At 70.9% G+C, this 13,306-nt stretch carries 9 protein-coding genes; 3 read left to right on the top strand and 6 right to left on the bottom strand.

Annotated elements, in window-relative coordinates; translation table 11 throughout:
* Positions 1 to 15: 15 nt before the first annotated feature.
* The 3 genes from pstA to pstS form a co-directional block, all read right to left on the bottom strand.
* A complete protein-coding gene (gene pstA / locus MJ607_RS02170) occupies positions 16 to 1,113 on the bottom strand; it encodes a phosphate ABC transporter permease PstA (RefSeq protein ID WP_243073902.1) in 1,098 nt (365 codons plus the stop codon).
* Positions 1,113 to 2,057: a phosphate ABC transporter permease subunit PstC gene (gene pstC / locus MJ607_RS02165; protein WP_243073901.1), complete on the bottom strand. Its 945-nt coding sequence runs from the start codon at positions 2,055 to 2,057 to the stop codon at positions 1,113 to 1,115. The genes pstA and pstC overlap by 1 nt, the downstream gene beginning before the upstream one ends.
* Positions 2,058 to 2,147: 90 nt before the next feature.
* Positions 2,148 to 3,248 (bottom strand): phosphate ABC transporter substrate-binding protein PstS, encoded by a 1,101-nt coding sequence (pstS, locus tag MJ607_RS02160; protein ID WP_243073900.1) that lies wholly within the window; start codon positions 3,246 to 3,248, stop codon positions 2,148 to 2,150.
* Positions 3,249 to 3,442: 194 nt separating this feature from the next.
* On the opposite strand from pstS, the gene MJ607_RS19840 reads away from it, so the two are divergent.
* From MJ607_RS19840 to MJ607_RS02145, 3 genes are read left to right on the top strand one after another with little or no spacing between them, the layout of a single operon-like run.
* A complete protein-coding gene (locus MJ607_RS19840; protein ID WP_279234275.1) occupies positions 3,443 to 4,177 on the top strand; it encodes a hypothetical protein in 735 nt (244 codons plus the stop codon).
* A 1-nt stretch (position 4,178) separates the two neighbouring features.
* Complete coding sequence (locus tag MJ607_RS02150; protein WP_243073899.1) at positions 4,179 to 8,174, top strand: Pls/PosA family non-ribosomal peptide synthetase; 3,996 nt, start codon at positions 4,179 to 4,181, stop codon at positions 8,172 to 8,174.
* Positions 8,171 to 9,448, top strand: coding sequence for a M1 family metallopeptidase (locus tag MJ607_RS02145; RefSeq protein WP_243073898.1), 1,278 nt, complete (start codon positions 8,171 to 8,173; stop codon positions 9,446 to 9,448). The genes MJ607_RS02150 and MJ607_RS02145 overlap by 4 nt, the downstream gene beginning before the upstream one ends.
* On the opposite strand, the gene MJ607_RS02140 is transcribed toward MJ607_RS02145, so the two are convergent.
* From MJ607_RS02140 to MJ607_RS02130, 3 genes are all read right to left on the bottom strand, one after another.
* Entirely contained in the window at positions 9,378 to 9,959 is a 582-nt protein-coding gene (locus MJ607_RS02140) for a chemotaxis protein CheY (protein ID WP_243073897.1), read from the bottom strand. The genes MJ607_RS02145 and MJ607_RS02140 overlap by 71 nt on opposite strands.
* Positions 9,960 to 10,103: 144 nt before the next feature.
* Positions 10,104 to 11,042, bottom strand: coding sequence for an NUDIX hydrolase (locus MJ607_RS02135; RefSeq protein WP_243073896.1), 939 nt, complete (start codon positions 11,040 to 11,042; stop codon positions 10,104 to 10,106).
* Positions 11,039 to 13,204 (bottom strand): RNA degradosome polyphosphate kinase, encoded by a 2,166-nt coding sequence (locus MJ607_RS02130; protein WP_243073895.1) that lies wholly within the window; start codon positions 13,202 to 13,204, stop codon positions 11,039 to 11,041. Before MJ607_RS02130 ends, MJ607_RS02135 begins: the two co-directional genes overlap by 4 nt.
* Positions 13,205 to 13,306 lie beyond the last annotated feature (102 nt).

Raw genomic sequence — 13,306 nt, 5'->3', positions numbered from 1 at the left:
TTTCGGGTGAGGAGGTCAGCGGCCGGTCTTCGGCGAGAACACCTTCGCCACGAGGCGGGCGACGAGGTTCAGGACCATGACGATGAGGATGAGCGTCAGGGCGGCGGCCCACGCGCGGTCGGTGTACGCCTCGGGCGGGATGCCCTGGTTGGCGTACTCCGTGTAGGTGAAGACGGGGAGCGTCTGCATGCGACCGCTGAAGAGGTCGTAGTTCATGCTGTTCGTGAAGCCCGCCGTGATGAGCAGCGGCGCGGTCTCGCCGATGACGCGCGAGATCGAGAGCATGATGCCCGTCGTGATGCCGGCGATCGAGGTGGGCAGCACGACCTTGACGATCGTGCGCCACTTCGGCACGCCGAGGGCGTACGACGCCTCACGGAGCTCGTTCGGCACGAGCCGCAGCATCTCCTCCGTCGAGCGCACGACGACGGGGATCATCAGGACCGACAGGGCGATGGAGCCCATGAAGCCCATCCGGATGCCGGGGCCGAAGAACAGCGCGAACAGCGCGTACGCGAACAGACCCGCGACGATCGACGGGATGCCGGTCATGACGTCGACGAGGAACGTGATGCCGCGCCCGAGACGCTTGCCCTCGCCGTACTCCACGAGGTAGATCGCGGCCATGAGGCCGATCGGGATCGAGATGAGCGCCGCCATGCCCGTGATGAGCACGGTGCCGACGATGGCGTGGAGCACACCGCCGCCCTCGCCGACGACGTTGCGCATCGACGACGAGAAGAACTCGGCGTCGAAGCGGGCGATTCCGTTGACCACGACGGTCCAGGCGACCGAGACGAGCGGCACCATCGCGATCGCGAAGGCCGACGCGACGACGCCCGTCACGAGACGGTCGACGGCCTTGCGGCGGCTCTCGACGATGGCCGAGATCGTGAAGATCAGCACGAGGTACAGGACGGCGCCCGAGACGAGCCAGCCCGCGATGTTGAGCGGCTCCTCGCCGCCGACGGCGATGATGCCGAAGACGGCGAGCATCGCGAGGAGCGAGCCGGCGAGGATGCCCCAGACGGTCCAGGTCGGAAGGTGGCCCGTCGTGAGCTTGGACCGGGTCGTGGCGACCACGGGGCGCGGAGGCGTGGCGGTGATGGTCATCAGTTGGCCCCCGAGAATTCCTTGCGGCGGTTGACGATCCACCGGGCGATGAAGTTGACCGCGAAGGTCACGACGAACAGGATGAGGCCCGTCGCGATCAGCACGTTGATGTTGGTGCCGTAGGCCTCGGGGAACGTGAGCGCGATGTTCGCCGCGATCGTCGACGGGTTGGTCGAGGTGAAGAGCTGGAAGGTCACGGTGCCGGTCGCCGAGAGCACCATGGCGACGGCCATCGTCTCGCCGAGTGCGCGGCCGAGGCCCAGCATCGAGGCGGAGACGATGCCGCTGCGGCCGAACGGCAGCACGGCCATGCGGATCATCTCCCAGCGCGTCGCGCCGAGCGCGAGTGCCGCCTCCTCGTGGAGGACGGGCGTCTGCAGGAAGATCTCGCGGCAGATCGCGGTGATGATCGGGACGACCATGACGGCGAGGACGATGGATGCCGTGAAGATCGTGCGGCCCGTGGCCGACACGTCGCCTGCGAAGAGGGGGAACCAGCCCATGTTGGCGTTGAGCCACGTGTAGACGGGCTGGACGGCCGGGGCGAGCACGAGGATGCCCCACAGGCCGAAGACGACCGACGGCACCGCCGCGAGCAGATCCACGACGTAGCCGAGGCCCTGCGCGATGCGGCGGGGCGCGTAGTGGGTGATGAAGAGCGCGACGCCGAGCGAGAGCGGCACCGCGAGGAGGAGGGCCAGAAGAGCCGCCCAGATCGTGCCGAACAGCAGGGGCCACACGTAGTCCCAGAAGTTCGTGGTCAGCAGCGAGGCGTCCTCGGCGGTCGCTCCGATGGCGGGGACCGACTGGATGATGAGGAAGATCGCGACGGCCGCGAGGGTGGCCAGGATCATCGAGCCGGCAGCCAGAGCCGTGCCCGAGAACCAGATGTCACCGGGGCGCTTCTTGGCCTCGATCTTCGCCTCGGCGGGGGCGGCTGTCATGTCATCCGTCCTTGTTCGGGTGAAAGGGGTCTTGTCCGGCATTCGGCCCCGGATCGCCGTGCGGTGATCCGGGGCCGAGACGGTCCGTGTTTACTTGATCGCGTCGACCGCGGCCTGCGCCTGGGCGGCGAGCTCGGCCGAGATGGGCGCGCTGCCGGCGTTCTCAGCGGCCGTCTGCTGTCCCGCGTCGCTGATGGCGGTCGAGAAGAAGCCCTTCACGAGCGCGCCGGCGGCGGGGTCGGCGTACTCGGTGCAGCCGATGAGGTAGCTCACGAGGAGCACGGGGTAGGCGCCCGCCTCGGTCGTGGTGCGGTCGATCGTGTACGCGAGGTCGGTCGACGCGCGACCCTCCTCGAGCGGCGAGGCGTCGAGCGCGATGGCGGCGCCTTCGGCGGACGGCTCGACCCACTCGTCGCCGACCTGGACGGAGACGGTCGACAGGTCGGTCGTCTGCGAGTGGTCGGCGTAGCCGATCGTGCCGTTGCCGCCCTTGATCGCGTTGACGACGCCCGACGTGCCCTGTGCGGCCTCGCCACCCTGGATCGGCCACTCCTCGACCGAGCCGTAGGTCCAGACCGTGTCAGCGGTCTGCGCGAGGTAGTCGGTGAAGTTGGCCGTCGTGCCCGACTTGTCGGAGCGGTGGACGGGCGAGATCGCGAGGTCGGGCAGCTCGACGCCGTCGTTCGTCGCGGCGATCGCCGGGTCGTTCCAGTTGGTGATCGTGCCGGCGAAGATGCCGGCGATCGTCGCGGGGTCGAGGTCGAGGGAGTCGATGCCCTCGAGGTTGAACGCGATCGCGATGGGCGAGACGTAGGCGGGGATCTCGACGATGTCCGTGCCCTCGACGCACGCGTCGAACGGCCCTGCCTCGATCTCATCGAGCTTGAACGCGCGGTCCGAGCCCGCGAAGCCGACGGCGCCGGACTGGAAGGACTCGCGGCCCGTGCCCGAGCCCTGCGGGTCGTAGTTGACGGTGACGTCGGGGTTGGCGGTCTGGAACTCGGCGGTCCAGGCCTGGACAGCGACCTGCTGCGAGGTCGCACCCGAGCCGTTGAGCGTGCCCGAGAGACCGGCGGGAGCGTCGGCGGCGGGGCTGCTCGCGGTGCCGCCCTCGTTCGAGGCGCATCCGGCGAGCGTGAGGGCCGCGATGGCGGCGACAGCGCCCAGCTGGGCGATGCGGGAGATCTTCACTGTGTGGATCCTTCGGGTGTCAGGGAGTGGAACCCGGTGCAGGGTTCGACCTGACGGTAAACACCGACTCCTAACAGTCTGGGCGTCCGCGGTGAACGGAAGGTTAACGCGACGGGGACGTCCATGCTCGCGAATGGAGGCGTGGGACGGCCGGTCGGAGGGTCGTTTCACATGGGCCCGATATGGTTCTGCCTATGTCCCAGAGCACCAAGACCGAGCGCAAGGCGATCGCCGCCGTGCAGGATGCCGCTGCCGCGGCGAAGTTCGCGAAGCAGGTGGCGAAGACGCTTCCCGCCAAGCCCGCCAAGAAGCTCCGAGCGTTCGCCGACGCCGCGAAGGATGCTGCCGACGTGTCGAAGAAGGCGATCCGCAAGCGCCCCGAGAAGATCGCGAAGGCCGCCGACAAGGCGTCCGCACGCGCCGTGACGGCGACCGAGTCCGCGCTCGCGCGCCAGCAGAGGAAGGCTGCCGAGAAGGCGAAGAAGGCGGCCGCCGAACGGAAGGCTGCCGAGAAGAAGGCGGCCAAGAAGGCTGCCGCGAAGGCCGCTGCACAGAAGAAGAAGGGCAGGAAGCGGGATGCCGCCCCGCGCGCCGCGAAGCCCGTGAGCGTCCGTCGTACGCAGCTGACCCCCGCGCCCGAGCTCGCCGGGCTCGTCGCGCCGACCGAGCCCGCGCAGCCGGAGCCCGCGACCCTCGAGGCGGTCATCTCGCTCGAGCCCGTCGCCCCCGCGCCCGAGCCGGCGGCAGAATCCGCCGCCGAGCCTGCCGCTCCCGCGCGTCCCCGCGCTCGGCGCCCCCGTACGCAGGCAGTGCCCGTCCCGGCGCTCGACACCCTCACCGTCGCGGCGTTGCGCGAGCGCGCCCGCGACGCCGGCCGGACGGGCTACTCGCGTCTCTCGAAGGCGCAGCTCATCGAGCTCCTTTCCTGACGTGGGCGCCGCGGCCACCCAGAGCGCTCTGGACCGGACAGCGCAGGCACCGGCGCCTCGCACACTCATCGACATCCTCCGCGACACGACGGCGCGGCATCCCGAAGCATCCGCGATCGACGACGGCTCGGGCGCGCTGAGCTATCGCGAGCTCATGGCTCGTGTCGGTCGGACCGCCGCGCGCCTGCACGACGCGGGCGTGCGGCGCGGCGATCGCGTCGGCGTGCGCGTCGTCTCGGGCTCGAAGGAGCTCTACCTCTCGATCCTCGGCATTCTCGCCGCCGGCGCCGCGTACGTCCCCGTCGACGCCGACGACCCCGACGAGCGCGCGCGCCTCGTGTTCGGGGAAGCGAAGGTGAAGGGCGTCATCACGGGGTTGGGGGAGTACACGCCCCGCGACGACACGACGCCCGCCCCGGACGGGCCCACGCGCCCGGAGGCTCCGGGCGGCGCGCCGGCGACGCCTGGAGTGGGCGTGGGGACCGCACTCTTCGACGGTCCTGCTCCGCACCCCGACACCCACGCGATCCAGGCGGTTCCGCCGCCGACGGTCGACGACGACGCGTGGATCATCTTCACGTCCGGCTCTACCGGCGTTCCCAAGGGGGTCGCCGTCTCGCACCGGTCGGCGGCCGCATTCGTCGACGCCGAGGCGCGGATCTTCCTGCAGGATGCTCCGGTCGGGCCGGGCGACCGTGTGCTCGCGGGGCTGTCGGTGGCCTTCGACGCATCGTGCGAAGAGATGTGGCTCGCGTGGCGGCACGGCGGATGCCTCGTCCCCGCGCCGCGCTCGCTTGTGCGGTCGGGTGAGGACCTCGCGCCGTGGCTCATCCGCCAGTCGATCACCGTCGTCTCGACGGTTCCGACGCTCGCGGCGATGTGGCCGGGCGACGCCATCGAGAACGTCCGCCTGCTCATCTTCGGCGGCGAGGCGTGCCCGCCCGAGCTCGCCGCGCGCCTCGCAGCCGACGGTCGCGAAGTGTGGAACACGTACGGGCCGACCGAGGCGACGGTCGTCGCGTGCGCAGCTCCGCTCGACGGCACGATCCCGGTGCGGATCGGCCTTCCGCTCGACGGGTGGTCGCTCGCCGTCGTCGACGCCGAGGGCGAGCCGGTCGCCGAGGGCGACGTCGGCGAGCTCATCATCGGCGGCGTCGGGCTCGCGCGGTACCTCGACCCCGCGAAGGACCTCGAGAAGTACGCGCCGATGCCGACGCTCGGCTGGGACCGGGCGTACCGCTCGGGCGACCTCGTGCGCTTCGAGCGCGAGGGGCTCGTCTTCCAGGGCCGCGCCGACGACCAGGTCAAAGTCGGCGGCCGGCGCATCGAGCTCGGCGAGGTCGAGTCCGCGCTCGGAGACCTCGACGGCGTCACGGCGGCGACGGCGGCGGTGCGCACGACCGAGGCCGGAGTGCCCGTGCTGGTCGGCTATCTCGTCGTCGAGGGGGAGTTCGACCGCGCAGCGGCGCGCGCCCAGCTCGCCGAAGTGCTCCCCGCGGCGGTCGTGCCGCTGCTCGCCGTCATGCCCGAGCTGCCGGTCCGCACGTCCGGCAAGGTCGACCGCGCCGCCCTCCCGTGGCCACTCCCCGGCGTCGAGGTGCCGATCGCGGGGCTGAGCCCCGCCGAGGCGTGGCTCGCGGAGCAGTGGCACGCCGTGCTCGGCATCCCCGTCCCCGACCGCAAGGCCGACTTCTTCGACCTCGGCGGCGGCTCGCTCTCGGCGGCGCAGCTCGTGTCCCGCATCCGCGCCCGCGTGCCGGAGTTCTCGGTCGCGGACATCTACGACGTCCCGCGCCTCGGCGCCATGGCGAAGGCGCTCGGTCCCTTCCTCCCCGACGAGGACGTATCGGACTTCCACCGACCGACGCCGACCCCGCGCACGACGCAGTGGATCCAGACGCTCGCGACGGTTCCGCTGTTCATCCTGTCGGGCGTCCGCTGGCTCCTGTACATGGTGACGGCCGGCACGATCCTGAGCTTCGTCCCCGGCTTCGAGGCGCTGCCGACCGCACCGTGGTGGCTCCTCGTCATCGGCCTCCTCGTGTTCGCGACGCCGTTCGGACGCATGACGGTGGCCGCGGCATCCGCTCGCCTCCTCCTGGCGGGACTGCGACCGGGCGACTACCCGCGCGGCGGGCAGGTGCACCTGCGGCTGTGGCTCGCCGAGCAGATCGCCGACCAGATCGACGCCGTCGGCCTCGCCGGCGCTCCGTGGATCACGTACTACGCGCGGGCGCTCGGCGCCAAGATCGGCCGCAACGTCGACATGCACACGCTCCCGCCCATCACCGGCATGCTCGAGGTCGGCGACGGTGCATCGATCGAACCCGAGGTCGACCTCGCGGGCTACTGGATCGACGGCGACCTGCTGCGCGTCGGGCCCGTCCGCGTCGGCGACGATGCGACGGTGGGCACGCGCAGCACCCTCGCGCCGGGCACCCGCATCGACGAGCGCGCGCACATCGCGCCCGGCTCGGCCGTCTTCGGGCGCGTGCGCGCCGACCAGTCGTGGGCCGGCTCGCCCGCCGAGCGCGTGGGCGGCGTCGCGAGCGACTGGCCCGAAACACGGCCGCCCGTCCGCACGCGGTGGCTGTGGGCGTACGCCGCGTCTGCGCTTGTGCTGGGGCTGCTCCCCATCGCGGCCTTCGCGATGGGTGGCCTCGTCATCGTCCAGGGCATCCGGGGAGCTGGTGACCTCGCCTCGGCGCTCGGCGCGGCGTTCGTGTGGCTCATCCCCGCGACTCTCACGGTCGGGCTCACGTTCGCCGTCGCCGTGCTCGTGCTCGTGCGGCTGATGTCGATCAACCTGCACGAGGGCACGCATGCCGTGCGCAGCCGCATCGGGTGGCAGGCCTGGACGATCGAGCGCCTGCTCGACTCGTCGCGGACGATCCTCTTCCCGCTCTATTCGAGCCTCTTCACGCCCGTCTGGCTGCGCCTCCTCGGCGCGGAGGTCGGCCGCGACGTCGAGGCGTCGACGGTGCTGCTCATCCCGTCGCTGACCCGCATCGAAGACGGCGCGTTCCTCGCCGACGACACGATGGTCGCGTCCTACGAGCTGCACGGCGGATGGCTCCGCATCGGCGCCGTGCGCATCGGCAAGCGCGCCTTCCTGGGCAACTCGGGCATGGCGGGTCCCGGCCACCGCGTCCCGCGGGACGGCCTCGTCGCCGTGCTCTCCTCTGCGCCCGCCAAGGCGAAGCCGGGGTCATCGTGGCTCGGCTCGCCGGCCGTCCGGCTGCGCCGCATCTCGGCCGAGGGCGATGACAGCCGCACCTACAACCCGCCGGCGCGCCTCCGCCTCGCCCGCGCCCTGTGGGAGCTGTGCCGCCTCCTCCCCGTCTTCGTGACGTGCGCGATCGGGCTGCTCGTCCTGTTCGCGTTCGCGGGCCTCCTCGCGTGGCTCGGGCCGATCTGGACGCTGCTGCTCTCCGGACTCGTGATGCTCGCAGCAGGCGCTCTCGCCGCGGGAGTCTCGGTCGCGGCGAAATGGCTCATCGTGGGTCCCATCCACGCCGGCGAGCAGCCCCTGTGGTCGAGCTTCGTGTGGCGCACCGAGGTGTCGGACACCTTCACCGAGATGGTCGCGGCGCCGTGGTTCGCCCGCGGTGCGGCGGGCACGCCCGCCCTCGCCGTGTGGCTGCGGGCCCTCGGCGCGACGATCGGCAGGGGCGTCTGGTGCGACAGCTACTGGCTCCCCGAGCCCGACCTCGTGAAGCTGGGCGACGGATCCACCGTCAACCGCGGGTGCGTCGTGCAGACTCACCTGTTCCATGATCGGATCATGAGCATGGACACCGTCGAACTCGAAGAGGGGGCGACCCTCGGTCCGCACAGCGTCATCCTCCCCGCCGCCGCGATCGGCGCGCACGCGACGGTCGGCCCCGCGTCCCTCGTGATGCGCGGCGAGACCGTCCCGGTCGGCTCGCGCTGGAGCGGCAACCCCATCGGACCCTGGCGCGCGGTCAAGGTGCGCGCCTACCAGTCGACATCGTGAGGGAGCACGACCACTACGCCCCGCAGAGCGGCGATCTCACGTTCGACGTCGAGTCGTACGACCTCGACCTGCAGTACCGCGTGCGCACCAACCGGCTGCAGGGGCGCGCGATCATCAACGCGGTCGCCGCGGTCGACACGCGCTCGATCTCCCTCGACCTCGTGGGCCTGCGCGCGACGCGTGCCCGCATCGACGGCGACCCTCGGACGACGATGCAGCTCGGCCCGCGCAAGCTCCGCATCATCCCGCCGCGTCCGCTCGTCGCGGGCGAGGCGTTCTCGATCGAGGTGCAGTACGCGGGCGCGCCCGGTCCGCGGCGCTCGCGGTGGGGGACGATCGGGTGGGAAGAGCTCGACGACGGCGCCCTCGTCGCCTCGCAGCCCACCGGCGCACCGACGTGGTTCCCGTGCAACGACCGGCCCGACGACCGCGCGCGCTACCGGATCGCCGTCACGACCGACGAGGGCTACCGCGTCGCGGCGACGGGTGTCGCGGCGCCTCCGCAGCGCGTCGGGGGGCGCACCCGCTGGGAGTTCGCAACCGATCTCCCCGTCGCTACGTACCTCGCCGCCGTGCACATCGGCCGCTACACCGAGTTCGCGCTCGGCCCTGCCCGGATCGTGCATCCGCCGGCGCTCGCGCCCCGCGTGCGCAACGCCTTCCGCGACGTGCCGCGCATGCTGGCCGTCTTCGAGGAGGCCTTCGGCCCCTATCCGCAGGACCACTGCACGATCGTCGTCACCTCCGATGCCCTCGAGATCCCGCTCGAGGCGCAGGGGCTGGCCGTCTTCGGCTCGAACCACCTCGATCCCGACTCCGAGCGGCTCGTCGCCCACGAGCTCGCGCACCAGTGGTTCGGCAACAGCGTCGGCGTCGCGCACTGGCGCGACATCTGGCTCAACGAGGGCTTCGCCTGCTACGCCGAGTGGCTGTGGTCCGAGGCTGCGGGCGGTCCGAGCGCCGACACCCTCGCCGCGGGGCAGCATGCGCGCCTCCAGCGCCTTCCGCAGGACCTTCTTCTCGGCGACCCCGGACCCGACGACATGTTCGACGACCGCGTCTACAAGCGGGGTGCGCTGACGCTGCACGCGCTGCGCCGACGGCTCGGCGACGACCAGTTCTTCGCGGTCCTGCGGCGCTGGGCCCTGCAGCACAGGCACGGCCTCGTCTCGACCGTCGACTTCCGCCAGTGCATCGAGGACGTCACGGGGTCGCCGCAGACGGCCCTGCTGGACGCGTGGCTCGATCGGGCTGCGGTGCCGCCGCTGCACTGACACGCACCGCGACGCTCACGACGAAGCCCTCCGGCCCCTCGGCGTCCCAGCCCTGAAGATGCTCCGCGCCCGGCACGACGGCGGTCCACCGCGTGTCGTGCTCGCGCACCCGGACCGACGCGGGATCCACGCGCAGCCCCCGTCCGTCCGCCTTGAGCGCCGCTTCGACCCTCGTCCAGGAGCGGACGGATGCCGCGCCGGCCCCGAGCACGCCGGCAAGGCCCGCGGCATCCCGCCGTGCATCCTCGACCGGCTCGGCGTCGATGCCGATCGCCGTCACCGCGCCGGTGTCGGCGACCGCGACGATCGCGAGGGGGCCCGCGTAGGTGACGCTGACGACGGCCGGTGCGCCCGAGACGCGGACCGGCCCGTGCGATCCGCCGCAGCGCGGGCAGGGGTTCGTGAGCTCGGCGCCGTCCGGCAGCAGCTCGCGCAGGAGGCGCCACGCGGTGTCGCGGCGCGGCGAGCCCTCGGGGATGTCGCGCCACGCGATCCTGATGCCGTCCAACATGTGAGACCTCGGAGAAGTGGCTCTGGTACGACCTCGGCGCGAGCCGGGCTCGGTATGTTTCGATACGCTCGCGCTTCGCGCGGGCTACTCAACCTTCAGCCGCCTCGCGTCAACGCGGGCTTCGCTCGCATTGACCCGAGTCGGCTAAACCTTCGGCTCGTGCGTCTCGATCGCCACGATCCCCGACCCGGGGTTGGTCGCCGAGAGGTGCACGACAGAGAACGCGCCGGTGTCGAGCGCCGAGGCGCTGCCGAGGTACGAGCCGCGCAGCGTCCCTGTCGCGAGCGCAATCTCGCTCAGGATGTCGGGCAGCACCGGGCCGTGACTGCAGAGCACGGCGGGCCGACGCGCGCGCACGCGCTCGCCGACGATCCGCCGGGCGTCCGAGCCGCCCTCCTCCCACGCGTCCTGACTGATGAGCGTGGTCCGCTCGATGCGCCGCCCCGTCGCCGCCGAGAGTGGGACGACGGTCTTGACGCAGCGCACGGCGGGCGACGAGACGATCGTGTGCGGTCCGAACGCGAGGAGCTGCCCTACGGCTGCGCCCGCCTGCTTGCGACCTCGGGGAGACAGCGGGCGCGCGGCATCCTTCCCCTTCCACTCCTCGCGGGTCAGCGCCTTGGCGTGGCGCAGCACGATGAGGGGGAAGGTCTCGAGCACGCCGTCTTCGACGAAGCGCAGGAAGTTCTCGAGGATCTCGACGTCGACGGGATAGCTCAGGCGCTTGAGCGCCTTCTTGGGCGAGACCCATTCGATCGCGGCGATCTCGCGATTGGGCACGAACGCAGACGAGCGGATCGCGGCATCCGTCGCGTGCGCCGACCAGTAGTGCACGATCTTCTGCCGCTTGTTGGGCATGTGGTAGCGCGAGACTCCGACAGGCACCCCGAGGCTCACGCGGATTCCTGTCTCTTCGAAGATCTCGCGCACGGCGGTCTCGGCGAGCGTCTCGCCCGGGTCGACCTTGCCCTTGGGCAGGGTGATGTCGCGGTACGCCGTCCGATGGATCAGCAGCACCTTGATCTTGCTCTCGACGAGGCGCCAGATGACGCCGCCCGCCGCGTAGACAGCGGTTTCGGTCATCGGACCGCCCGTGCGCGCCGCCGCCTCTGCACGCTGCTCATCGTGCGGTCCTGGATGTCGACGAGCGCCTTGCCGTCGTCGCCGACGCTGTGCCGCGTCCACTCGCCGTCCGCGCCGAGCCACCACGAGCTCGTGGTGTCGGCCATCGCCAGCGCGAACAGTTCGACGAGCTCCTTCACGTGGTGCGGTGCGACGACCCGCACGAGCGCTTCGACGCGGCGGTCGAGGTTGCGGTGCATCATGTCTGCGCTTCCGATGTACACCTCGGGGCTGCCGCCGTTCTCGAACGCGAAGATCCGCGAGTGCTCCAGATAGCGGCCCAGGATGCTGCGCACCGTGATGTTCTCGCTCATGCCCTCGACGCCCGGCTTGAGCGAGCAGATCCCGCGCACCCACACCTCGACGGGCACGCCCGCCTGGCTCGCCCGGTAGAGCGCATCGATGATCTGCTCGTCGACCATCGAGTTGACCTTGATGCGGATGCGCGCCGGCTTGCCGTCCAGCGCGTTGCGCCGCTCGCGGTCGATGAGTCGCAGGAGGCCCTTGCGAAGGTGCAGGGGCGCCACGAGGAGCCGCTTGAACTTCTTCTCGATCGCGTAGCCGCTGAGCTCGTTGAAAAGGCGCGTGAGGTCGCGGCCGACCTGGTCGTCCACCGTGAAGAGGCCGAAGTCCTCGTAGATGCGGCTCGTCTTGGGATTGTAGTTGCCCGTGCCGACGTGGCTGTAGTGCTTGAGCACGCCGTCCTCCTCGCGGATGACGAGGGCGAGCTTGCAGTGCGTCTTGAGCCCGACGAGCCCGTAGACGACGTGGACGCCGGCCTTCTCGAGCTTGCGCGCCCACACGATGTTGGCCGCCTCGTCGAACCGCGCCTTCACCTCGACGAGCGCGAGCACCTGCTTGCCCGCTTCGGCGGCGTCGATCAGCGCCTGCACGATGGGGCTGTCGCCCGACGTGCGGTAGAGCGTCTGCTTGATGGCGAGGACGTGCGGGTCCTTCGCAGCCTGTTCGAGGAAGGCCTGAACACTCGTCGCGAACGACTCGTACGGGTGGTGCACGAGCACATCGGCCTTGCGGATCGCGCCGAACAGGTCGGGTCGGCCGTTCTGCTCACCCGGCTGGAAGGCCACGGCGGTCGTCGGCACGTGCGGCGCGAACCGCAGCTCGGGGCGGTCGATCCGCGCGAGGTCGAAGAGGCCGCGCAGATCGAGCGGCCCGGGGAGGCGATAGACCTCCTGGTCCGTGATCGTGAGCTCTTTGATGAGCAGGTCGAGGGTGAGGTCGTCCATGTCCTCGGTGACCTCGAGGCGGATGGGCGGTCCGAACCTGCGCCGCAGCAGCTCGGCCTCGAGCGCCTGGATGAGATTCTCGGTCTCGTCCTCCTCGATCGCGACGTCTTCGTTGCGCGTGAGGCGGAAGGTGTGGTGATCGAGGATCTCCATGCCCGGGAACATATCGCCGAGGTTGTTCGAGATGAGGTACTCGAGCGGCAGATACCGCACCGAGTCGCCCTCGCGCGAGACCTGGACGAAGCGCGGGAGCATGGGCGGCACCTTGAGGCGCGCGAACTCCTGACGACCCGTCCGGGCGTTGCGGATGCGGATCGCGAGGTTGAGCGAGAGGCCCGAGATGTACGGGAAGGGGTGCGCGGGGTCGACGGCGAGCGGCATCAGGACGGGGAAGACCTGCGCCTGGAAGTACTCGTAGAGGCGCGATCGCTCGTCATCGGTGAGGGCGTCCCAGTCGATGACCTCGATGCCGGCTTCCGCGAGCACGGGCTTGACGTCCTGCGTCCACACGCTCGCGTGCCGCACCTGCAGACTGTGGGCGTCGGCCGAGATGTCGGCCAGGACGTCCTGAGGAGACCGGCCGATGTTGGTGGGCACCGCGAGGCCCGTGAGGATGCGGCGCTTGAGACCCGCGACGCGCACCATGAAGAACTCGTCGAGGTTGCTCGCGAAGATCGCGAGGAAGTTGGCCCGTTCGAGCGCCGGAAGGCGGGGATCCTCTGCCAGCTCGAGCACCCGCTGGTTGAACGCGAGCCAGCTCAGCTCGCGGTCGAGATAGCGGTGGTCGGGAAGCTGCGAGTCGAACGCCTCGGACTGGTCGAAGTCATCGTCATCCGCGTCGCCGAGCCCGGCGTCGAGCACCTCGTGTTCGATCATCCCCTCATCATTGCAGGGGGACGTGACGAGTGTGTGAACCAGCCGTCAACGCGGGCCCGCAGGCACGCGCGGGCGCCTGCGCAGGAACCTCGCGCTGCGCGT

The sequence above is a fragment of the Microbacterium sp. SS28 genome (assembly GCF_022761035.1).
Taxonomy (GTDB): Bacteria; Actinomycetota; Actinomycetes; order Actinomycetales; family Microbacteriaceae; genus Microbacterium.
The sequence above is the reverse complement of the archived record's forward strand: the minus strand, read 5'-3'. Positions and strand labels throughout refer to the sequence as shown.

Bases quoted from the DNA above. Each gene is read 5' to 3' on its own strand.
- pstC (WP_243073901.1), bottom strand. From the start codon at position 2,057: ATGACAGCCGCCCCCGCCGAGGCGAAGATCGAGGCCAAGAAGCGCCCC.
- MJ607_RS02140 (WP_243073897.1), bottom strand. From the start codon at position 9,959: ATGTTGGACGGCATCAGGATCGCGTGGCGCGACATCCCCGAGGGCTCG.
- pstA (WP_243073902.1), bottom strand. From the start codon at position 1,113: ATGACCATCACCGCCACGCCTCCGCGCCCCGTGGTCGCCACGACCCGG.
- MJ607_RS02135 (WP_243073896.1), bottom strand. From the start codon at position 11,042: ATGACCGAAACCGCTGTCTACGCGGCGGGCGGCGTCATCTGGCGCCTC.
- MJ607_RS02130 (WP_243073895.1), bottom strand. From the start codon at position 13,204: ATGATCGAACACGAGGTGCTCGACGCCGGGCTCGGCGACGCGGATGAC.
- MJ607_RS19840 (WP_279234275.1), top strand. From the start codon at position 3,443: ATGTCCCAGAGCACCAAGACCGAGCGCAAGGCGATCGCCGCCGTGCAG.